Genomic DNA, 20,612 nt, shown 5'->3' with positions numbered 1-20,612 from the left:
CATGGCTAAAAATCTTTCAAACTGTTCGGACTATGGAAAACTTATGCTTTTAGTAGGAATTATGATTTCCGTACCGCTGTTAGTTCTTCCATTTTATCCGGAGGATGCCAGATATGCGCTGTCATTCATTATTCCGGCCTTATTTTCTATTTTTTCGGGAATTATTGTTTGCCGTCTGGGCAAAAAAGGCGGCACTGATACGACAGCAAGGCAGTCAGCTATGCAGCGCAGCAGCCTGACGGTTCTCTTTGCATGGAGCTGGGGTATCGTAACAGGTGCGGCCCCATTTGTACTGGCCCGACAGATGTCTGTTGTGCAGGCTTTATTTGAATCCGTCAGCGGATGGACAACGACAGGACTTTCCGTAATGGATGTCAGTACTGTCCCCAAAATCTTCTTGTTTCACCGAAGTTTCATGCAGTTCTGCGGTGGTCTTGGATTTGTTTTGATGATGATTATGCTCATTTCCGGAAAGCAGTCTATGAGTCTGTTCAGTGCAGAGGGACACCCTGATAAACTGATGCCGAACCTGAAAAAAACCGCCCGGACAATTTTTATTATGTATTCTGGTTTTTTGGTAATTGGTACAATCTCCTATTGTTTTGCAGGCATGAGCCTGTTTGAAAGTATATGCCATGCCATGTGCTCCCTCTCCACAGGAGGCTTTTCCACCAGGCTCGGCAGTATTGGTGAGTACAATAACCTGCCTGTTGAAATAATAACAATTATTCTAATGCTGATTGGTACGACAAATTTTGCTGTACTATTACTGCTTACCAAACGCAAATGGAAGCAGGCATTCCATGTAAGCGAAGTACGTTTCATGATTGGTCTGTTACTTATATTTGTTCCTTTGACAGCCTTTTCTCTTTCAGGCAGTCTTAACATACCGATCGCAGAAGGATTCCGTAAGTCTTTTTTTGATGTTTCATCTGCGCTATCCACAACCGGATACTCCAGTATGAGTTATACCGGCTGGCCTGCCTTCTCCATTGGCATACTGATCCTCATGATGCTGGTCGGGGGCGGAATGGGTTCTACGGCAGGCGGTATAAAAATGACCCGTGTATATCTGATGCTGCGCCTCGCGGCTGCAAATGTCCGCAAGCGCCTGTCACCGGCCCGCCGTATAGATACCCCGTATTACATAAGGGCCCAAGGAAAAACACCGATTGATTCCGGCCTTGCGGCAGATACTACAGGATTTACGGTGTGTTACCTTGGATTATTCCTTATTGGTACATTCTTATTGACACTGACGGCAGACTCCAGCCTGACAGAGGCCGCATTTGAATTTGCCTCTGCGCTTGGAACAGTCGGCCTTTCTATCGGTTTGACCGGACCCGACACCAATACTGCTACATTACTTGTAGAAATGTTTGGTATGATTTTAGGTCGGCTGGAGATATTTATTGTTGTTACAGGAATCGTTTCCGGCATGAAAACGTTTCACAGGCTTATGCCATATCATCCCGAAGTGCATCGATAATATTTTCTTTTTTCATCTTGCTGACTGCATACATCATGGTGACAAAAATTACAAGGAGTACACTGATGACGCTGATTCCGATACTGCCCCACGGCAGTACAAATCTGATATCATCCGACAACATGCCCTTACAAATCAGCCAGGAAGAAAGGATCGATATGGGGATTCCAAAAAGCAGGGCCCTTATACCGTAAAAGGCACATTCAAAGCGCATCATTTTATTAAAATCACGGTCAGGCATTCCCACTGAACGCAGCATGGCAAGCTCTCTGCGCCGCAGCTTAATATTCGTGGAAATCGTATTGAATACATTGGCAACCGCAATCAGCGAAATCATGATGATAAAGGTATACGCAAAAACGTTGGCAATAAATATATAATTCCGGCTTTCCTCAAGCACCTCGTCCGTATTTAACATGATATATGCAGATGAAATGTTCATTTCCTGTATCATACTCTTCATTTCATCTGCCGACTGTGACGGATGATCTGACTGGAAGGTCAGCCCCTTTACTCTGGAATCCACAGATGCCCCCTTAGGTACAAGTCTCTCTTTCAGTGACCAGGGAGCTATAATTGAGAAAAAAGTAGACTGTTGTCCGGCCGCCTTTAGCATCGGAGGTGTATCCGGGGGTACCATAGTAACAAACCTGACCCCGATATGATCCCACTCTTCTGTGTCCGCTACACCGTTTATTTCAGGTGCAATGGTTAAATTCATGACTGGATTCCTGAACATATCAGCAAGATCATCTACACCTTCTGCGCTGTCGTCCCCTAATTTTGCTACGCCAATCACTCGTGCATCCTGACCCGTATATTCCTCCTCAGGCAAATTCTGTCCTTTAACTATATCCAGATAAGTATTATCATCCAGAAACTGAATTTCCATGTGCAGATTCACCGTTTCATCCGGTGAATACACCCCCGCCGATTTCCAGTATTCATCTGTCAGTTCATCCGCTTTAACGGCACAGGAATAATTTATCACTTCCTGATATGAACTTCCGGTAACACCATTGGCAGTTTTTAGTCTGTCAAAAATCTGCAGCATTTCGCTGTCATCCATATCCTGTGTGCCAAAACCAATGTCATAGCTGGTAACTATTTTTGTCTGCTCCGCGCCTTTCTGCATACTTGTTACGAGGGCGCTGGTTGAAACAAACAACACAATGCTCAGCACAAGTGACATTACGATACTACGATAACGTTTCTTGTTTCGCTTAAAATTCTTCAGTGCAAGAATTCCCTCCAGACCATAGGTGCGCCTTTCCAGCCTCGATATTTTCATGGCTCTGGCTTCTACCTTCACCTCGTTTGTCTGGCGGATGCATTCCATAACCGGCATGTTGACTGCTTTTTTAGCAGGAATATAAGCCGAAATTAAAATAGTAATGATGCTCACCGCTGCCGCACCCGCTATGGCAGGTAAAGACATACTCATTGTTAACGGAACCCCCGAATATAACAGGCTTGAAAATTTTCTGGAAACGACGGAAATTACAAGCCAGATACTTCCCAGACCTGTCAGAATACCAATCGGAATCCCTACGGCCCCAATACACATACCCTCAAAGAGCACGGAATTGCGCAGCTGCTTTGCAGTGGCACCCACGGAAGAAAGAATTCCGATCTGCCGTGTCCGTTCACTCAGTGAAATACTGAAGGAATTGTAAATCAGGAAGATCGAACCAATCATGATGATAGCGATCACAATGGCACCGGCCGAGTACATAAATGCATTGAATATCCTGTCTCCCGGATTTCTCGAGAGTCCCATAATGCGAAGCACATCTGTATTCAGGATATAGGAACTGCCGGCTTCTGTACTGTCCACATAGGAATACACCTGCCGCGGATTCTTCAGAGTCACGAATAAACTAAGGTCCTCCCCTTCACCGGCCTGGTCAGATCTTGTGATCAGGGTATATCCCGGAGAATGGTCCTGTTCAAAAACAGGCGTCCGGCATATGCCGACAACGGTATAGGTTTTATTTTCCTGTGGTACAAAGGTCTCAGAACCTGATGTATATGGGTCGTTCTGGGTAAGCTTCTTTTCTCCTTCCATACGGTTCCCTACAGCAAGCGAAATGGTATCCCCCGTTGCATAGGAAACGCCGCCGTCTGTCGCAATTTTCCCGGAAATGAGAACCTCATTGCCGTTTTCAGGAAGTCTTCCTGAAGTCAGGGTTATGGGCAGGGCGTCAAAAGCCTCCCTGCTGAATCCGGCCACGTAAAGATAGGGCTTGTCGGGATTTTGCCCGCCTTTCAGTGGTGCATATCCGATATTTTCAATCGTTGTTATCTCCTCAACATCATTGTTCTGGCTCTGCTCCTGTGCAAAAGAAGCATTGGCATCCAAAAACCCGACATCCCAGCTGCCGTATTTCATGACCGCCCCCTCTGCCATGTAATCCAGAAGGGAAACACCAAACGTAGTAACTGCCGTAAACATAGCCGCAGACAAAACTACCCCGATGATTGTTACAATCGTCCGTGTGCGGTTCTTTTTCAGTCCTTTGAGGGCAACTTTGCAGAAAATATTCATTACCGTCTCACCTGCCTCTCATCCCGCACAACTCTTCCGTCCGCAATACAGATAATACGGTCCGCCTGCAGTGCGATATTTTCGTCATGTGTAACGATAATCAGGGTCTGATGGTATTTTTTATGACTTTTCTTAAGCAGACTGATGATCTCATGTCCATTCCGGCTGTCCAGACTGCCTGTTGGTTCGTCCGCTAGCATGACCGCAGGAGCGTTCATCAGGGCCCGCCCGATAGAGACCCTCTGCTGCTGTCCGCCCGATAGCTGGTTGGGCAAATGCGTCTTCCGTTCTTCCAGTCCGAGCAGTTCCAGTAATTCCTCCAGCCGCTGTTTGTTGACTTTACGTTTGTCCATCAGGATCGGTAACGTAATGTTTTCCACTACATTCAGCGTTGGGATAAGGTTGTGGAACTGATAAATCAGCCCCACCTGCCTTCTTCGGAAAATAGCAAGCTTCTCATTACTTCCGGCATACACATCCTGCCCCTCCAGATACACTTTTCCACTGGTTGGTACATCCACGCCTCCAATGATGTGAAGCAGAGTAGACTTACCGGAACCGGAAGATCCGGTGATTGCCGTAAACTCCCCTCTATTGATGGTAAGCGAAACGTGGTCGAGCGCAGTAACCTGGTTTTCCCCCCTGCCATAGACCTTACATAAATTTTTGATTTCTAAAAACTCCATGATATGAGCCTCCTTTAAATATGGTTCTTAACAGATACTACCCATATAATAGAACTTTCAGCTTACATCTCCGTGACTTTCAAGTGAGAGATCCGTCACTTTGGGAAACGAATCACAAATAACGCACCCCCTCCAGGATGGTTTTTTGCAGTGACGGTCCCTCCCTGCCGTGTAATAATCATCTTGCAGAGGGCCAGACCGATTCCATAACCGGTTGCTTTATCACTGTTTCCCCGGTAAAACCTGTCAAACAGACGGGGAATGTCTTCCTTTTCAAAGCCTGGTCCGCTGTCGCGGATATTAATCCCGGTAAACAGCGGTGTATCCTCACAGACAATCTGAATCGTCCCATTATCTCCAGCGCTCTCCATGCAGTTTTTCAGAATATTCTGGACGGCCTCCGATAACCAGCCGGAATCCCCCAAAATAGCGGCCCCTTCCGGCACATTGGTATGGCAGGTAATATTGTGCAGTTCCATTGGTATCAGTAACGGACGAAGCGCAGAATTGATTAAAGCACTTACATCGATATTTTCACTTTGAAACACCACAATGCCCGCATCCAGACGGGAGATTTTCAGCAGCGAAGTGATCAGCCAGTCCATATGCACAAACAATTCCTCTGTTTCCCGCAGTAAAGCCTTCCGCTCATTTTCATCCGAACTGTTTTCTATTATTGACAGAATAAGATTCACTGATGTCAGGGGAGTACGGAGCTGGTGTGCGATATCAGCCATCGAATCTGCAAGATGTTGTTTTTCTTTCCTCAGTGCATCATTCTGCTCCCGGATACGCAGTGTCATTTTTGTGATCTCACTGTGCAGAATAGAAAGCTCCCCCTCCTCTGATTCCCCGATATACAGACGGTCCGCGTTATGCAGCACAAGGTCGATCTGATCCGCTGTCTCCGCAATACTCTTATACCGTGCCTTCGTAAACACATAAAATGCAATTCCAAAGGCTGCATCTGTGATAAGGACAAGGATTCCTGCAGCAGGGCTGACTGCAAATCCTGCCATTACCGTAACAGCAGCCATGATGATAAACAAAATGGCAAAATGGCGAAATTCTTTATTCCGTAACATTTCCGCCCCCCAATCTATAACCTGTACCACGGACGGTCAGGATAATCCGCGGGTCGGCAGGATCATCTTCTATTTTCTCCCGCAATCGTTTTATATAAACAGTCAGTGTATTATTATTGACAAACTCTCCCGCAGCATCCCACAATTCATTCAGCAGCCGGTCCCGCGTAATGATCACTTGCGGATTACTGATAAACACCAGAAGCAGGCGGTATTCCAAAGCAGAAAGAAAAATCTCGGCGCCGTTCTTTTTTACAATACCACTCGTTGTATCGACATGAAGACCGCAGATATCAAAAGCCGACGGTGACCTCCCACTCTTACGAAGAGCCGTTTTAATTCGCGCAATCAGTTCACGCGGCCGGAAAGGTTTCGTGATATAGTCGTCAGCCCCCATATTCAGTCCGGTGACAACACTCGCCTCATCGCCCGAAGCCGTCAGGAAAATAACCGGAATGTCCTGTGTTTCCTTGATTTCCGTACATACCGTGAATCCATTCCCATCAGGCAGAAAAAGATCTACCAGCGCCAGATCAAACTTCCCTTCTTCCAACACAGCAAGGGCCTCCTTCTGTGTCGCAGCCGGAGTAACTGTAAATCCTTCCGAGCCAAGCAGAAGCATCAGGTTCTTTGCAATTGCCTTATCATCTTCAACTAAAAAAATCCGTTTCATTGCTTTTACCACCCTTCAATTATTTTCATATCCTATTCCTCTTCAATCTCTAATTTACAGGATCATTGTATCGTTATCTATGGTTACTGGCAACATAAATCGTAAATAGTTATGGTTCAGTATTACTGTAACAGCCGATTGAAAAATATTACTGCAGGTGTTATCATTGACACACAGCATCTATGCATCTGAACCCAAAGAAATCAAAGAAAATGCAAAAGCCATTCCATTACAATCTCATCCGGACGGCTGTAAAATATGAGTATCAAAAAGCAAAAGAGGTGGCCGATATGAATGGTATAAAAAATCATTTGGTAAAATCTGTTGGAGCAGGAATGCTGGCTATTGTCCTGACTGCATTATCCGGATGCGCTGCAGTACAGAAAGAAACGAAAGAAAGTACGAATAGCCTGTCCACGAAAAAGGAGGATACTATGGTGAATGAAGAAAATGCACATACAATTTATCTGGCGGGAGGATGCTTCTGGGGAATTGAAGCCTACTTTAAGAAACTTCCCGGTGTGTATGATACAGAAGTAGGGTATGCCAACGGGAATACAGAAAACCCAACCTATGAGCAAGTATGCCGCAACAACACAGGGTATGCGGAAACAGTCAAGGTCATGTATGACACTTCCCTGATTACAACCAGACAACTTTTAGATGGATTTTTCAAGGTCGTAGATCCGACAAGTGTTAATAAGCAGGGGAATGACAGAGGCAGCCAGTATCGCTCCGGTATCTATTATGTAGATGAGGAAGATAAGGCTGCGGCAGAAATGGCAGTTGAAGAACAAAAAGCAAAATATAAAAAAGAAATTGCAACAGAGGTTGTTCCTTTGGATAATTTTTACTCGGCAGAAGAATACCACCAGAATTACCTGGATAATAATCCTGGAGGCTACTGCCATATCAATCTGCAAGATGCTGATGACTTTATTGAAGAAGAAGGGCTTGGCATGAATGATCTCTCCGGTCAGATTAACCCGGAGAATTATCCGGTGCCAAGTGAGAAAGAATTGAAAGAAAAGCTCACAGATATCCAGTATCAGGTGACACAGAACAATGGTACTGAGCGTCCTTACAACAATGAGTATGCCGATAATTTTGAAAAAGGAATCTACACAGATGTCGTGACAGGAGAGCCGCTGTTCAGTTCAGAGGATAAGTTTGAATCCGGCTGCGGATGGCCAAGCTTTTCAAAACCAATCGTACCGGAAGTCGTGACTGAGGAAACAGACTCCAGCTTTAATATGATACGTACAGAAGTGCGAAGCCGTGCAGGTGATACTCACCTCGGCCATGTCTTTAATGATGGGCCGTCAGAACTTGGCGGGCTGCGTTACTGCATTAACAGTGCCTCGATCCGGTTTATTCCTTATAAAGATCTGGATGCAGAAGGATATGGATACTTAAAATCGATATTTGATAAATAAAATGAGAATGAGGTATCATTATATATCAAATGTAGATGAACGTCTGAAGCTCTACTATGGCGATAATTGTGGCGTAAAAATCCAGTCTGCCCCGGGAGAAGGCTGTACCATCCGGCTTCTGCTTGGGAAACATTAATCATCCGGACTTGGATTTTCACATAACACGACACACTTATGTCCTGTTATGTATGTTAAACTATAGAAAAATATAAAGGATGGTGTTCGCAATGGCATTTGATTTCAAAAAAGAGTATAAACAATTTTACATGCCCAAAAATAAACCGGAGATCGTTATGGTTCCGCCAATAAACTATATTGCTGTACAAGGAACCGGCAATCCAAACGAGGAGGGAGGCGCATACCAACAGGCTGTGGGGATTCTGTATGCTGTCGCCTATACCTTAAGAATGAGTTATAAAGGAACACATAAAATCGACGGCTTTTTTGAATATGTCGTACCTCCCTTGGAAGGCTTCTGGTGGCAGGAAGATGTAGACGGTGTAGATTATTCAGACAAAAGCAGTTTTAACTGGATTAGTGTGATCCGGTTACCGGATTTCGTAAAAAAAGATGATTTTGACTGGGCGGTTCAGGAAGCGGCAAGAAAGAAAAAGCTCGACTGCTCCTCTGCCGAATATCTGACTATCGATGAAGGCTTGTGTGTACAAATGATGCACTATGGCGTATATGATGATGAACCTGCCACGGTTGCCATTATGGATGAATACCTCTCTGCCAACGGTTATGAAAACGACTTCAGTGATCGCCGCCTGCACCATGAAATCTACTTATCTGATCCGAGAAAGACAGAGGCTTCAAAACAAAAAACCGTGATCAGACATCCTGTTAAAACGAAATAAATTTACAATCATGATAGATAATTAATAGGAGGAGTATTGAAATGTTTAAAAATAAAGTTGCCGTTATCACCGGGGGCGCAAACGGTATTGGAAAAGTTACAGCCGAAGAATTCAGAAAAGCCGGCGCCTCAGTCTGTATCATTGATAAAGAAGCCAACAGCTGCTTCACCGGAGATCTGGCAGATAAAGAAACACTTATCCGTTTTAAGGATAAAGTGATCTCTGAATATGGCCACATAGATTATTTAATTAACAATGCCCTTCCTTTAATGAAAGGAATTGATGAGTGTTCTTACGAAGAATTCAATTACGCTTTACATGTAGGCATCACTGCCCCATTCTACTTATCAAAGCTCTTTCTGCCATATTTTGCACCGGGAGCATCCATCATTAACATTGCATCATCCCGCGACCGGATGAGCCAGCCCAATACGGAAAGCTATACAGCGGCAAAAGGCGGAATATCTGCTTTAACCCATGCCCTGGCTATCAGCCTGGCCGGAAAAGTCCGTGTAAATTCTATCTCGCCGGGATGGATTGACACTGATTTTAAGGAATACACAGGTTCCGACGCCCTGCAGCATCCTGTACACAGGGTAGGCAATCCGCTTGATATTGCCAATATGATCCTATATCTCTGCTCAGACAAGGCCGGGTTCATTACAGGAGAAAATATCTGCATTGACGGCGGTATGACAAAACAAATGATATATTCCGATGACTTCGGCTGGTCACTTTCGGTCTGATTATTACTATTTATTGTCCAGATAGTTCCGAAAAACCAAAGCAGCCGGATAATGTTATAAGTAATATTCATACTATAACATTATGAAGAACGATCTCTAAAAATATCAAGACCGTTCTTCATAATCCATCTTACTCAATGCTTCCGCCTCTTACGGTGAGTACCTGCAGTAAGAACGCACCGTCCATATCATAAATACAGCTGCCCCTATAGCTTCTGCCGGAATCATGACATAAGGAATCCAGAACGCATGATTTCCGAAGTATACAAAGCCGGTGTCCAGAAGGGCATACAGGAAGCTGTTATTCAGCCCTGTGCCGCCCGAAGGCAGGATGCAGCGGATCCAGTCGCCAATATTATTTCCCATAAAATTCGCAATAAATACCGGAAGAATACAGAATCCGATCCCTGCAAGATAAGAGGCGGCTGCGGATCTGCACCTGCTGGATAAAAAGAGGGTGAAAAATATCGTCGCAAGCATAGTCAGGTATCCTGCCGCAATCACGATATTCTGCAGCGTCCCTATCGTCATCGGGAGGAAACTGACCGCCGAGAAGAGGACCTGTACATCTGCCTCGCCTCCCATCCAAAGGCGGTATTTATCACTATCATGTAGATAGCAATACAGACAGCGTACATAGCTGTCATAATCAGGACACTGGCTGCCAGCTTCGTTATGGCAAGCCGTCTTCTGCCGTGTCTGGTACAGCGCAGGATCTGGTCGGACTCTGTCTGGTATTCTCCCGAGAAAATAGGCGCGGTAATTACAACGCTTAATACCGTCATCAGAAAAACAACTATCCCCAAATAATCGATATTATTACTATCCACGCCGGGATAATAGGAAAACGGCATCTCAACCTTATCATACATCGCGGCGGCCTTTTCCCGCGCCTCCGGATGTTTTTTCTGTTCCATATTCATCAGGTCAGTCAGATGTTGTCTGCACTGCTCATAGAATCCCATTGCATCTTCTTCTGTCAGATCCATAACATCGGCGCCCATACCGGTAACCGGGTCCGCATACACTTCTGTCATTCTCCGTATAAAAAGGGAGACCGGTGCAATCTTTTCCGTATACTCGCTTACCGGCATATTTTCATCATAGACTCCGTTCTCATACTTACTGCTGCAGTCCTGATATTGTTTCAGCGCCTGTGCGATGCGCTCCGGGGTTATGGTCCCTGAATATGCCTTCTGGGACTGTTTCTCCAGACGGATAGCTTCTAATCCTTTAGCGGTTATTTCTTTTCCGTTGGAATCTTCATATGTGTACCGTGCAAAACTAATCGGTGCATAGGAAAGCAGCCCTGTTAATCCAATAACTGCCACTAACACAAACTGCACATATCTTGTTTTCAGTACCCGTTTCAATTCCAGCCATAAAAGCCTCATCTAACCCCCTCCTTCCCCGCTTCTTCCTGAGGGAAGAGCCATAAATAAAGATCTTCAAGCCGCGGCTGCTCCTCTATTGAGTCCGGAAATATTTTTTCTTCGGAAAGATACCGGACAGATACAACACTGCCGCTGATATTACGCAGATTCACGACTTTTGCCTTCTGCTCTGCTTTGTGTACATCACACTGCAGCATCTCTGTGCTCCAGACCTTACCTTCCATAATTCCGACCAGTTCTTCCGTTGTCCCCTCTGAAACAATACCCCCGTCCTTCATAATGGCATTTCGAAAAGCAATATATTCCACATCTGGCACGATGTGGGTGGAGATCAGGACAATTCTGTTCTGGGCAAATTCTGACAACAGGTTCCGGAAACGGACTCTTTCTCCCGGGTCCAGCCCACTTGTAGGCTCATCCAGAATCAATACCTCCGGTTCGTTCAGAAGTGCCTGTGCAATACCTACTCTTCGCTTCATCCCTCCTGACAGCTTAACAATTTTCTTACGCCTTACATCTTCCAGCGTCAGACGTGTCAGAAGTTCTTCTATTTTTTCTCTCGTATTCTTCTTAGTAAGCCCTTTTAGCGCGGCAACATATTCCAGATAATCCTGTACCGTAAATTCCGGGTAAAAACCAAATTCCTGCGGCAGATACCCGAAAATATCCCTGTAAGCCCCTCCCAGCCTCTCGATGTTTACACCGTCAAACTTCACGCAGCCGGACGTCGGCTTCATGATTCCTGCAATCATCCTCATCAGCGTAGTCTTTCCGGCCCCGTTTGCACCAAGCAGCCCCCAAATCCCGGGAGTGATGTTTAAGTTTACATCATCTGCCGCCGTTTTATCTTTGTATTTCTTCGTAAGATGTTCTATTTTTAATTCCATTTTGGCCTCCTCATGGGGTTTTAGCCCATATATTTTCTGTCCATTTTAACCAAATTCCGGGATTTCCTCATAACTTTCCTTTTCCCACATTTTTATAACCTGTACAATACTAAGCATCAGGCAGAGAATGCACAAAATCCACCCGGCTGTTTTTGGCAGATCCATTGGATTATATCCGCTCACCCGGTCCAGTAATAATACAATCGTGATACTGGTCCCTCCTGCAAGATTACAGCCTTTCATAAGTGACTGTATCTTCAGCCGCCTGAACAGATACAGGAATAAAGCAGATGCTGCCATCAACGGCAGAATAAAAGAAAAAACTACTTCGCTGAAGGAATACATAAACTTTATGGTCATCAGGCACATAACAGCTGCAGCCATAACAAAAATCCCGCCTGATATGATTATTAGGCGTGCCGTCATAAGCCTTCCCGCGGAAAATAGCGTCGTATTCTCGATTTCGAACATTCTGTACCGGATACTTCTCTCAATCATTGGTACTGCTGTCCAGACCATCAGTATTCCGCTTGCGCACAGTACATAAGGTATATGCCTCGCAGGTCCCGAAGCCAGAAATATAAAGCCGATCATCCGTATTAAGATAATCAGAATCACAAACTGTATAAACCATACCTTCCAGCCTATAAACCTGACCTGACGCAGGAGAAGTCCCCAGAATCCAATCCGCTCTCTTTTTCCGCGCCTTTCATACAAGGCTTTCGCATGCAGTATGGTATCTTCCAGATGTTCCTGATGTATTTCGGGAGTACGCCTCCTGATCTCTGCATTGATTCCGCCAGCCAGCTTTTTTTTGCTAAGTTTCAAACTTTTCACCCCTCTTCTCTTCTGCTGATCTTCTTTTACATTGTTTTTTAGAGGCGGCTGCCTCTTTTTCCATAATCAATTCTCTCAGCTGTCTGACTGCAGACCGCAGCTTTGACTGCACTGTCCGAAGCGGCAGGTCCATCACATCCGCAATCTCTCTAAGCTTCAGCTCCTGCCCGAACCTGAGCAGTATGATTTCTTTTGCCTCCCCCGGCAGGTTTTCTGCGAGGCTTAAGAAATCCATTGTTTCCTCCACATCATCCATGACACCGGCCGGTTCCATAAATGTCTCCAGAATTTCTGTGTCCATTGGCTCCTCATATTTCCTGCGGTTCATGTCAATACATGTATTTGCTGCAATCTGGTATAAAAAAGCACGGAATTTCCCCTTATGGGTATACCTGTCCAGATACCTCACTGCTTTAAGAAATGTCTCCTGAACCGCATCCTCTGCATTGGCATAGCTTTTTGTATGCCAGATACAATACCTGAATATTTCCGGGTAATACATCCTTACCAATTCATCCACATATTCTTTATTTCCCTGTTTTATCTGCCTGAAAATTTCATCTTCCCGAGTCAATTGAACCTCCTTAGGGCGTCCCCTATATATCATAACGATTCAGGTTTTAGAAATGATTTAGGTTTTCTTAATTTTTTACGCGGATTATAGGATTTTTCTATAAGATCCTTTGAACATGTAAGTTTTCAATTAGACTCTCATAAAAATGAACGATATACTGGATATATGTGGAAATTACTGTGGGTGTACTTGCTAATTCATGTACAATATATGCTGCTGCCTGGGGAGCAGGGGCATTGTGCGTGAATTATCAAACACATCCGAGGAGGAAGAGAGATGAATTTTTCAGATTCAAAAAAGAAACTGGCAATTGCAGGTGTGGTATGCGGACTTGTTGCGGCTTGTCTGGCGTATTTTGGCAATCCTGCAAACATGGCGTTCTGTATCGCCTGCTTTATTCGTGATACGGCGGGAGCGCTTGGCATGCATCAGGCTGAGGTTGTCCAGTATGCAAGACCGGAAATAATCGGGCTTGTATTAGGTGCATTTATTATTTCGGTGGCTACGAAGGAATATCGTTCCACAGCAGGCTCATCACCGATGATCCGTTTTATTCTGGGTATGGTTATCATGATCGGTTCCCTTGTATTTTTAGGGTGTCCGCTGCGTATGATTATCAGGATGTCCGCAGGCGATCTGAACGCATGGGTAGCACTGATTGGCTTTATTCTGGGTATCGCTACAGGAGTCTTTGCCCTGAAAAAAGGGTTCAGCCTTGGCAGAGCCCATCTTACAAACAAAATGAGCGGCGGGGTGCTTCCGGCACTGATGCTGGGAATCCTGATCCTTGCCACAGCAACCACTCTGCTGAAAGCAAGCGAGACTGGCCCGGGAAGCCTTCACGCCCCAATCATCATGTCCCTGGTCGGCGGACTGATTTTCGGAGCAATGGCACAGAAATCAAGAATGTGCTTCGCCGGAGGAATCCGTGACGTGATTCTGATGAGAAACTTTGACCTGCTGACTGTAATCGGCGGACTGTTTGTCGTCATGCTGATCTTCAACATTGCAACAGGAAGATTTGTATTTGGATTCAATACGCCCGGAATCATTGCACATTCCGAACATTTATGGAACATACTTGGAATGTATACGGTAGGCTTTGCCGCAGTCCTGGCAGGAGGGTGCCCGCTAAGACAGCTGATACTGGCAGGACAGGGATCATCCGACTCCGCGGTAACTGTAATCGGAATGTTCGTCGGAGCAGCACTCTGCCACAACTTTGGGCTGGCAGCCAGCGGAACATCCATGAACGCAGAAACACAGGAAATCGTCGCAGGTGCTGTACCGTTCAATGGAAAAGTGGCACTGATCATATGCATTGCTGCATGTTTTATCATCGCCTTTACAAATAAGCGCGAGAAAGCATAATCTTATTTTATGAAAGAAGGTATTTGTTATGAAGGAAGTAGATGCAAGAGGTCTTTCCTGCCCGGAGCCTCTGATGCTGACGGCGGAAGCTATAAAAGGCACTAAAGAGCCTGTTAAAATTCTTGTTACAGAACCGCATCAGAAGATGAATGTTGAAAAATTTGCAAAAGAACATGGACGGAAGACAACATCTTCTGAAATTGAGGATGGATATGCTGTTGTAATTGAATAAGGAAATATAAAAGGTGCGAAAAACCGCACCTTTTATATTTCCTGTTTTCTTATTTTATATCCAGTTCCGGAGGTTCATCCAAATGCTCTGAAACATATTTCCCATCTTTCTTTCTCTGCCGTACACATTCTGTCAGGAGATACTCAATTTGTCCGTTCACAGAGCGGAAATCGTCTTCGGCCCATGCGGCAATGGCATTGTACAATTTTTCGGAAAGCCTCAGGGGAACCTGTTTTTTTCTTGACTCTGCCATACTTAGTATAGGCTTCCTGTATTAACGATAGGCTGTGTGTCGTGACTTCCACACAACACTACAAGCAGATTGGAAACCATAGCCGCTTTTCTTTCTTCATCCAGTTCCACAATCTCTTTCTCATTCAGACGATCAAGGGCCATCTCTACCATGCCCACTGCCCCGTCTACGATCATCTTCCTTGCGTCAATGATGGCTGAAGCCTGCTGCCTCTGGAGCATAACGGCTGCAATCTCCTGTGCATAAGCCAAATAGGTAATGCGTGCCTCAATGATCTCTAATCCTGCTTCCGTTACCTTCTGCTGGATCTCATCCCGGATCCTTGATGCAACTACTTCACTGGAGCCACGCAGACTGCCCTCGTCCGCAACCCCGTCACCTGTAGTATCTATGTTAGGTGCCACGTCGTATGGGTAGATCCTTACGATATTCCGAAGCGCACTGTCACACTGCAGTGAGAGATATTCCTTATAATTATCCACGTTGAATACAGCCTTGGCCGTATCCGTCACCCGCCACATGACTGCAATGCCGATTTCAATCGGGTTGCCGAGGCAGTCATTAATCTTCTGCCGATTATTATTCAGTGTCATAATTTTAAGGGAAATCTTCTTACTGGGTGCCTCCGCCGCCGGAATATCATTCTTCATAGTAAGGGACAAGGTTTTACGTGCTCCTCCGTCCACATCCCCGCTCTGGTTCAGCTTCGTCTTTGCTGCCGGGTTAACACTTGTGCAGAAAGGATTTACAAAATAGAAGCCGTCTTCCTTTAACGTACCCACATACTTACCAAAAAGTGTCAATACCAGTGCCTCCTGGGGTTTAAGGACCCGCAGTCCGCAAAATGGAACCCATCCGATAACAAGCCAGACTATGCTGACAATCAGCAGTACTGGCGAGCCCTTGTCGTCCATGATAAATCCCCCAGCAATACATCCTGCCACAGCTGCCATGTAGAGCAGTGTCGTGACAACCAATACAAGCATACCATTCTTTTTAGTACCCAGAATCTTTTCAGTCATAATAGTGCCTTCCTTTCAAATCAAGACCAATATCCCTCTTTGTTTATATTCAAATGATATCATTTTGATATCATTTTGTCAACACTCTGGAAAGCCATTTATAATTCGTTACTGTTCACACCCTGCGGGCGTGCACAGTAACGGCATCTGCTTATTTCAAGTCGCCTTCGGCGAGAAGCAGATGCCCTGAGACCATCACTTTATTGGCCCGATGCCGTGCAGCAGGGTGCACGGCACGGTGTGAACAGTAACTATAATTCTTCTTTACAAAGTCAAGATGAAAAAATAATTTGCCTGTATATACGTTGAATGATACAATGAATAAGTAAATCTATATATTCTATTTGCAGGAGGACAATATGATAAAAACAATTATCTTTGATATCGGCAATGTATTGGTTGATTATAATTGGAGGGCTGCCCTGGACACCTTTCCATATTCACAAGAAACAAAAGAGGCCATAAGCACGGCCATGTTCCTGAGTCCTGAATGGAACGAATTCGACCGCGGAACATATTCCACGGAAGAAATGTTAGCCCTTTTTATCAAAAATGCTCCTGAATATCAGTCAGAAATCGAAAGCGTATTCGCTTCTATTGGGAGATGTATTCATCAGTTTGAATACGCCATCCCGTGGATATGTGCACTGAAGAAGGAAGGGCTGAACGTCTATGTCCTCTCTAATTATGCAGAACATATGTACAACCAGACACAGGACGAATTAAATTTTTTAAAGTATACTGACGGCGGCATTCTGTCCTTCAGGGAGAAGATGGTAAAGCCGGAACCAGCCATTTACAGGACTTTAATGGAACGCTATGGAATTGAGCCGGACGAAGCAGTATTTATAGACGATTATTTTGAAAATGTTGAGGATGCAAAAAAACTCGGCCTCCACGGTATACTTTTTACCTCCTATGAAGATACGGTTGAAAAACTGGCGGAGCTTGGTGTTGTTACCAGATAAACATTTGAGTTTTAAGACAAATCGGGGCGGGGAATTATAATCCGCATCCTACGATGCCTGTACCTCCTGTCCCGTCAGAGCCATCACCGCATCGTATATAATTCCGAATGCTTTATCGCATTCCTCTTCTGTCACAATCAGTGGGGGGACCATACGGATGATACTGGAGCCGATTGCCGTAATCAGCAGCTTCCGTTCAAAACACTCGTGTTTCACATCTTCCCCTCTCACGCCGTCCTCGAACTCTACTCCTACAAATAGCCCCTGATGGCGGACTTCCCGGACATGCGGGAGTGTTTCCAGAAGGCCGGAGAAATAATCCCCCATTTTCTTGGCATTCTCGGCACAGTGGCGGTCAAGCAGTTCGTTTATCTCTGCGAGTGCCGCGGCACAACAGACCGGATGTCCCCCGAAGGTACTTCCGTGGGAGCCTTTTGTAAAAGCCTTGGCTACTTTTGCCTTTGCACAGATGGCTCCGACCGGCATCCCGCCGCCCAGTGCTTTTGCCATTGAAACAATATCAGGCTTGATTCCATAATTCATGTAACTCATAACGCTTCCCGTTCTGCACCATCCAGTCTGCACCTCATCCAGCAGCAGGAGCAGCCCCTTCTCATCACACAGCTTCTTAAGGCCATGCATAAACTCCTGTGTGGCGGGATGAACGCCGCCTTCCCCCTGGACCGGCTCTATCATGACAGCAATCGTATGGTCGTTTACGGCCTCCCGGAATGATACCAGATTATTATATTCTGCATAGGAAAAGCCGGGAGTCATTTCGCCAAAACCGATCTGGCAGGCATTATCCGGCTGCCCTGTGGCACTCATTGCCCCGAATGTCCTCCCGTGAAAGGAATTTCTGGCAGTCACGATATTATATTTGTGCGGTCCGTATTTTTCAACTCCGAACTTCCTTGCCATCTTTATCATCGCCTCATTTGCCTCGGCGCCTGAATTCTCAAAGAATACTTTGTCCATGCCGATTGTCGTACAGATTTTCTCCGCGAGCAATGCCTGCGGAATGGAATATGGGTAGTTGAATGTCTGCATCAGGTCTTTGCATTGGTCCCTGACAGCGTCAACCACCCTTTTATTACAGTTTCCTGTACTGTTTACCGCGATTCCCGCATAAAAATCCAGATAAGCAGTCCCGTCTGTTCCGTACATATACATATCCTTCGCAGTCTCTGCCACAAAATCAAATCTGTCATATGTTTCAATCATATATTTCTTCACTTTATTCTTGATATCCTGCTCCGTCAGCCCCGTATCCTTTAATCTCATTTTGTTTCTCCTCCCTTTCAATCTATATATTTTTAAACGGCTTCTTCTTAAATCAACTGTTTGATTTTTAAATAAGACTCAATGATCTGTACGCAATTATCGATACCCGCCTTTTCGCTGTTCAGCGTCATATCATAATTAACCGGATTGTTCCAGTCATTTCCCCTTGTATAATATTTATAATAATCCGCACGGTACTTGTCGGTATGCTCAATCGTCGCATTTGCAGTTTCCTCTGTTACCTTCATATGTTCCACCGTCCGCTTAATGCAAAAATCCCGTGGTGCTTCTATATAGATGCTCACTACATTCTCCCTGCCTCTGAGAACCCAGTCTGCACATTTTCCCACGATAACACACGATTCTGTATCCGCAAGGTCCCTGATGATCTTCTTCTGATATTCAAACAGCGTATCATCCGATACAAATTCATCATTCCTCGTAATATACTGCCTGGATCTCGGGAGCCCCCTCAGGAAGCCTGAGAAACCGCCGGTTGACCGTATCCTCTCATTCACCTCGGTAAATACATTTTCGTCCAGTCCGCTCATCTGGGACGCAAGTGTCAGGATTCTGTTCTCGTAGCAATGAATCCCGAGATCTGCCGCGAGTCTGGAGGCGATCTCCTTCCCGCCGCTGCCGAATCCTCTGGCAAATGTCACTACAAATTGTTCCATCTCACCCTCTCCTTCTCCTTACCCTGCCATAAACCGGCTTAAAAACTCTCTTGTCCTTGGATTCTTTGGATTCGTGAACAGCCGGGCAGGTGTGTCATCTTCAGCGATATATCCCTTATCCATAAAGATGGTCCGTGTGGATACATCTCTGGCAAATCCCATTTCATGTGTCACAATGATCATCGTCAGCCCCGTCAGCGCCAGTTCTTTCATAACATTTAATACATCCCCTACCATCTCGGGATCCAGTGCACTGGTCGGTTCATCAAAAAGCAGGACCTCCGGATTCATGCATAATGCCCTGGCGATGGCTACTCTCTGTTTCTGGCCGCCGGAAAGCTGTGATGGGTAAGCATTGATAAACGGTGCCATCCCCACCTGTTTCAAATGTTCGATTGCCCGTGCAAACGCCTCCTGTCTGGACAGGTGCAGGACCTTTCTCGTCCCTGCCATACAATTCTGAAGAACGCTCATGTTATTAAACAAATTGAAGGATTGGAATACCATCCCGACTTTGGAGCGGTATTCGTTCACTTCCTTCTGGACATCCCGCACTTCCCTGCCGTGGTAAAGGACCTTCCCTGATGTCTGGTGCTCCAGCCGGTTGATACACCGCAGGAGCGTAGATTTCCCGGACCCGGAAGACCCTACAATACAAATCACTTCCCCCCTCTCCACCGAAAAATCAATCTTTCTCAAAACTTCATGGTTTCCGAAGGACTTGCTCAGTTCTTCGATACTGATTATATATTCCCTGCTCATAGCTGCCTCCTCTTCTATTTTTCAGATACTCCCCGCTATTGATTTTCCATGTATTCCACTGCCAGTACATAATCCTTCTTTCCTGCCGTTGCTTTCTCAAGCAGGATAAACAGCCGGTTAAAGATGAAGCAGAGCACCAGATAGATAAGGGCAATCACCAGATATGACTCAAAATATTTGTAATACGTTCCTCCCGCGGTTTTCGCCATCATAAAGAGCTCTGATACGCCGATTACATTCAGCACAGATGTCATCTTTAAATTAGTTAAAAACATATTAGCCATTTCTGGAATTATGTTTTTAAATGCCTGTGGGAGGATTACCTGAAACATTGCCTTCATAGGCGACATTCCCAGAGCCAGAGCCCCCTCCCGCTGTCCGCCCTCGACAGACTTAATCCCCGCCCGGACAGTTTCAGACATATAGGCCCCCGTATTCAAAACCGTAACTAAAATACCTGCGGTAACAGATGCGATTTTCACATCTGCCTGCAAAAGCCCGTAATACAGGATCATCCCCTGTACAATCATCGGCGTTCCGCGGAACAACTCTACATAAATCCATGAGATTCCCTTCAGAATCCAAATAAATACTTTTTTAAAGATATGATCTTCCTTATTCAGTTTTATGTCTTCAATGATTCCTATCAGATATCCCAGCAGGAAACCTGCAATCGTCCCTGTCACTGCCACATACAGGGTATTGAGCGTCCCCTCTATAAACAAGCCAGAATACTTCTGCGCCAGAAAAATCATCCATTCCAAGGAACTCCCGGGATTCGCCGAAAGCAAGATTCCTGAACCCATATTTTATCCCTCCTTTATGCGG

The 20,612-nt window shown here is 45.4% G+C and carries 23 protein-coding genes; 8 read left to right on the top strand and 15 right to left on the bottom strand.

The genetic code is table 11. The features are described from left to right. Position 1 precedes the first annotated feature (1 nt). Positions 2-1,489, top strand: a complete 1,488-nt coding sequence (locus DWX43_RS07165) for a TrkH family potassium uptake protein (RefSeq protein WP_118619700.1) — start codon at positions 2-4, stop codon at positions 1,487-1,489. Here DWX43_RS07165 and DWX43_RS07160 read toward each other — a convergent pair. The 4 genes from DWX43_RS07160 to DWX43_RS07145 all read right to left on the bottom strand — a co-directional run bounded on the left by DWX43_RS07160 (position 1,458) and on the right by DWX43_RS07145 (position 6,481). Next, a complete protein-coding gene (locus DWX43_RS07160) occupies positions 1,458-4,037 on the bottom strand; it encodes an FtsX-like permease family protein (protein ID WP_118619698.1) in 2,580 nt (859 codons plus the stop codon). The two genes, DWX43_RS07165 and DWX43_RS07160, sit on opposite strands and share 32 nt — an antisense overlap. After that, positions 4,037-4,723, bottom strand: a complete 687-nt coding sequence (locus DWX43_RS07155) for an ABC transporter ATP-binding protein (protein ID WP_118619696.1) — start codon at positions 4,721-4,723, stop codon at positions 4,037-4,039. Before DWX43_RS07155 ends, DWX43_RS07160 begins: the two co-directional genes overlap by 1 nt. A gap of 95 nt (positions 4,724-4,818) precedes the next feature. Beyond that, complete coding sequence (locus tag DWX43_RS07150; RefSeq protein WP_118619694.1) at positions 4,819-5,808, bottom strand: HAMP domain-containing sensor histidine kinase; 990 nt, start codon at positions 5,806-5,808, stop codon at positions 4,819-4,821. Then, the gene (locus tag DWX43_RS07145) at positions 5,795-6,481 is read right to left on the bottom strand and encodes a response regulator transcription factor (RefSeq protein WP_109731730.1); all 687 of its coding nucleotides are present in this window, start codon (positions 6,479-6,481) and stop codon (positions 5,795-5,797) included. The genes DWX43_RS07150 and DWX43_RS07145 overlap by 14 nt, the downstream gene beginning before the upstream one ends. A 290-nt stretch (positions 6,482-6,771) precedes the next feature. Between DWX43_RS07145 and msrB the strand changes: the two genes are divergently transcribed. From msrB to DWX43_RS07130, 4 genes are all read left to right on the top strand, one after another. Beyond that, positions 6,772-7,917, top strand: coding sequence for a peptide-methionine (R)-S-oxide reductase MsrB (msrB, locus tag DWX43_RS07140; RefSeq protein ID WP_207666085.1), 1,146 nt, complete (start codon positions 6,772-6,774; stop codon positions 7,915-7,917). A gap of 7 nt (positions 7,918-7,924) precedes the next feature. After that, positions 7,925-8,053 carry a hypothetical protein gene (locus tag DWX43_RS27540; RefSeq protein WP_279220785.1) on the top strand — a complete coding sequence of 43 codons (129 nt, stop codon included), beginning with the start codon at positions 7,925-7,927 and terminating at the stop codon, positions 8,051-8,053. Positions 8,054-8,144: 91 nt separating this feature from the next. Further along, positions 8,145-8,777, top strand: a complete 633-nt coding sequence (locus DWX43_RS07135; RefSeq protein ID WP_118619692.1) for a GyrI-like domain-containing protein — start codon at positions 8,145-8,147, stop codon at positions 8,775-8,777. A gap of 41 nt (positions 8,778-8,818) precedes the next feature. Further along, a complete protein-coding gene (locus DWX43_RS07130) occupies positions 8,819-9,523 on the top strand; it encodes an SDR family oxidoreductase (protein ID WP_118619690.1) in 705 nt (234 codons plus the stop codon). Between the two features lie 150 nt (positions 9,524-9,673). Here DWX43_RS07130 and DWX43_RS07125 read toward each other — a convergent pair whose 3' ends face one another. From DWX43_RS07125 to DWX43_RS07105, 5 genes are read right to left on the bottom strand one after another with little or no spacing between them, the layout of a single operon-like run. Then, positions 9,674-10,054, bottom strand: a complete 381-nt coding sequence (locus DWX43_RS07125) for a hypothetical protein (protein WP_118619688.1) — start codon at positions 10,052-10,054, stop codon at positions 9,674-9,676. After that, positions 10,051-10,917 carry a hypothetical protein gene (locus DWX43_RS07120; protein WP_118619686.1) on the bottom strand — a complete coding sequence of 289 codons (867 nt, stop codon included), beginning with the start codon at positions 10,915-10,917 and terminating at the stop codon, positions 10,051-10,053. Before DWX43_RS07120 ends, DWX43_RS07125 begins: the two co-directional genes overlap by 4 nt. After that, complete coding sequence (locus DWX43_RS07115) at positions 10,914-11,804, bottom strand: ABC transporter ATP-binding protein (protein WP_118619684.1); 891 nt, start codon at positions 11,802-11,804, stop codon at positions 10,914-10,916. Before DWX43_RS07115 ends, DWX43_RS07120 begins: the two co-directional genes overlap by 4 nt. A gap of 45 nt (positions 11,805-11,849) precedes the next feature. Further along, positions 11,850-12,632 (bottom strand): hypothetical protein, encoded by a 783-nt coding sequence (locus DWX43_RS07110; protein ID WP_118619682.1) that lies wholly within the window; start codon positions 12,630-12,632, stop codon positions 11,850-11,852. Next, positions 12,622-13,215, bottom strand: a complete 594-nt coding sequence (locus tag DWX43_RS07105) for an RNA polymerase sigma factor (RefSeq protein ID WP_243099266.1) — start codon at positions 13,213-13,215, stop codon at positions 12,622-12,624. Before DWX43_RS07105 ends, DWX43_RS07110 begins: the two co-directional genes overlap by 11 nt. Positions 13,216-13,491: 276 nt before the next feature. On the opposite strand from DWX43_RS07105, the gene yedE reads away from it, so the two are divergent. Both yedE and DWX43_RS07095 read left to right on the top strand, forming a co-directional pair. Beyond that, complete coding sequence (gene yedE, locus DWX43_RS07100; protein WP_118619678.1) at positions 13,492-14,586, top strand: YedE family putative selenium transporter; 1,095 nt, start codon at positions 13,492-13,494, stop codon at positions 14,584-14,586. 28 nt (positions 14,587-14,614) lie between these two features. Then, positions 14,615-14,818 carry a sulfurtransferase TusA family protein gene (locus DWX43_RS07095; RefSeq protein ID WP_109731741.1) on the top strand — a complete coding sequence of 68 codons (204 nt, stop codon included), beginning with the start codon at positions 14,615-14,617 and terminating at the stop codon, positions 14,816-14,818. A gap of 49 nt (positions 14,819-14,867) precedes the next feature. Here DWX43_RS07095 and DWX43_RS07090 read toward each other — a convergent pair whose 3' ends face one another. After that, complete coding sequence (locus DWX43_RS07090) at positions 14,868-15,071, bottom strand: PTS ascorbate transporter subunit IIC (RefSeq protein WP_118619676.1); 204 nt, start codon at positions 15,069-15,071, stop codon at positions 14,868-14,870. 2 nt (positions 15,072-15,073) lie between these two features. Next, a complete protein-coding gene (locus DWX43_RS07085) occupies positions 15,074-16,093 on the bottom strand; it encodes an SPFH domain-containing protein (protein ID WP_109731743.1) in 1,020 nt (339 codons plus the stop codon). A 359-nt stretch (positions 16,094-16,452) separates the two neighbouring features. On the opposite strand from DWX43_RS07085, the gene DWX43_RS07080 reads away from it, so the two are divergent. After that, positions 16,453-17,061 carry an HAD family phosphatase gene (locus tag DWX43_RS07080; RefSeq protein ID WP_109731744.1) on the top strand — a complete coding sequence of 203 codons (609 nt, stop codon included), beginning with the start codon at positions 16,453-16,455 and terminating at the stop codon, positions 17,059-17,061. Positions 17,062-17,109: 48 nt separating this feature from the next. Here DWX43_RS07080 and DWX43_RS07075 read toward each other — a convergent pair whose 3' ends face one another. From DWX43_RS07075 to DWX43_RS07060, 4 genes are read right to left on the bottom strand one after another with little or no spacing between them, the layout of a single operon-like run. Further along, the gene (locus DWX43_RS07075) at positions 17,110-18,345 is read right to left on the bottom strand and encodes an acetylornithine/succinylornithine family transaminase (protein ID WP_118619674.1); all 1,236 of its coding nucleotides are present in this window, start codon (positions 18,343-18,345) and stop codon (positions 17,110-17,112) included. A gap of 47 nt (positions 18,346-18,392) precedes the next feature. Next, positions 18,393-19,022, bottom strand: a complete 630-nt coding sequence (locus DWX43_RS07070) for a cytidylate kinase-like family protein (protein WP_109731746.1) — start codon at positions 19,020-19,022, stop codon at positions 18,393-18,395. Between the two features lie 18 nt (positions 19,023-19,040). After that, entirely contained in the window at positions 19,041-19,784 is a 744-nt protein-coding gene (locus tag DWX43_RS07065) for an amino acid ABC transporter ATP-binding protein (RefSeq protein WP_109731747.1), read from the bottom strand. 35 nt (positions 19,785-19,819) lie between these two features. Beyond that, on the bottom strand, positions 19,820-20,590 hold the full coding sequence (locus tag DWX43_RS07060; RefSeq protein ID WP_109731748.1) for an amino acid ABC transporter permease: 771 nt from the start codon (positions 20,588-20,590) through the stop codon (positions 19,820-19,822). Between the last annotated feature and the right edge of the window lie 22 nt (positions 20,591-20,612).

Source organism: Clostridium sp. AF19-22AC (genome assembly GCF_003479085.1).
GTDB lineage: Bacteria > Bacillota > Clostridia > Lachnospirales > Lachnospiraceae > Faecalicatena_A > Faecalicatena_A orotica.
Note: the sequence above shows the minus strand (reverse complement) of the source record. Positions and strands in the feature narration are given on the sequence as shown.

What these genes read in the sequence shown, in the direction of transcription:
- DWX43_RS07165 (WP_118619700.1), top strand. Translation starts at nt 2, where the DNA reads ATGGCTAAAAATCTTTCAAACTGTTCGGACTATGGAAAACTTATGCTT.
- DWX43_RS07160 (WP_118619698.1), bottom strand. Translation starts at nt 4,037, where the DNA reads ATGAATATTTTCTGCAAAGTTGCCCTCAAAGGACTGAAAAAGAACCGC.
- DWX43_RS07155 (WP_118619696.1), bottom strand. Translation starts at nt 4,723, where the DNA reads ATGGAGTTTTTAGAAATCAAAAATTTATGTAAGGTCTATGGCAGGGGG.
- DWX43_RS07150 (WP_118619694.1), bottom strand. Translation starts at nt 5,808, where the DNA reads ATGTTACGGAATAAAGAATTTCGCCATTTTGCCATTTTGTTTATCATC.
- DWX43_RS07145 (WP_109731730.1), bottom strand. Translation starts at nt 6,481, where the DNA reads ATGAAACGGATTTTTTTAGTTGAAGATGATAAGGCAATTGCAAAGAAC.
- msrB (WP_207666085.1), top strand. Translation starts at nt 6,772, where the DNA reads ATGAATGGTATAAAAAATCATTTGGTAAAATCTGTTGGAGCAGGAATG.
- DWX43_RS27540 (WP_279220785.1), top strand. Translation starts at nt 7,925, where the DNA reads ATGAGGTATCATTATATATCAAATGTAGATGAACGTCTGAAGCTCTAC.
- DWX43_RS07135 (WP_118619692.1), top strand. Translation starts at nt 8,145, where the DNA reads ATGGCATTTGATTTCAAAAAAGAGTATAAACAATTTTACATGCCCAAA.
- DWX43_RS07130 (WP_118619690.1), top strand. Translation starts at nt 8,819, where the DNA reads ATGTTTAAAAATAAAGTTGCCGTTATCACCGGGGGCGCAAACGGTATT.
- DWX43_RS07125 (WP_118619688.1), bottom strand. Translation starts at nt 10,054, where the DNA reads ATGACGATAGGGACGCTGCAGAATATCGTGATTGCGGCAGGATACCTG.
- DWX43_RS07120 (WP_118619686.1), bottom strand. Translation starts at nt 10,917, where the DNA reads ATGAGGCTTTTATGGCTGGAATTGAAACGGGTACTGAAAACAAGATAT.
- DWX43_RS07115 (WP_118619684.1), bottom strand. Translation starts at nt 11,804, where the DNA reads ATGGAATTAAAAATAGAACATCTTACGAAGAAATACAAAGATAAAACG.
- yedE (WP_118619678.1), top strand. Translation starts at nt 13,492, where the DNA reads ATGAATTTTTCAGATTCAAAAAAGAAACTGGCAATTGCAGGTGTGGTA.
- DWX43_RS07095 (WP_109731741.1), top strand. Translation starts at nt 14,615, where the DNA reads ATGAAGGAAGTAGATGCAAGAGGTCTTTCCTGCCCGGAGCCTCTGATG.
- DWX43_RS07090 (WP_118619676.1), bottom strand. Translation starts at nt 15,071, where the DNA reads ATGGCAGAGTCAAGAAAAAAACAGGTTCCCCTGAGGCTTTCCGAAAAA.
- DWX43_RS07085 (WP_109731743.1), bottom strand. Translation starts at nt 16,093, where the DNA reads ATGACTGAAAAGATTCTGGGTACTAAAAAGAATGGTATGCTTGTATTG.
- DWX43_RS07080 (WP_109731744.1), top strand. Translation starts at nt 16,453, where the DNA reads ATGATAAAAACAATTATCTTTGATATCGGCAATGTATTGGTTGATTAT.
- DWX43_RS07075 (WP_118619674.1), bottom strand. Translation starts at nt 18,345, where the DNA reads ATGAGATTAAAGGATACGGGGCTGACGGAGCAGGATATCAAGAATAAA.
- DWX43_RS07070 (WP_109731746.1), bottom strand. Translation starts at nt 19,022, where the DNA reads ATGGAACAATTTGTAGTGACATTTGCCAGAGGATTCGGCAGCGGCGGG.
- DWX43_RS07065 (WP_109731747.1), bottom strand. Translation starts at nt 19,784, where the DNA reads ATGAGCAGGGAATATATAATCAGTATCGAAGAACTGAGCAAGTCCTTC.
- DWX43_RS07060 (WP_109731748.1), bottom strand. Translation starts at nt 20,590, where the DNA reads ATGGGTTCAGGAATCTTGCTTTCGGCGAATCCCGGGAGTTCCTTGGAA.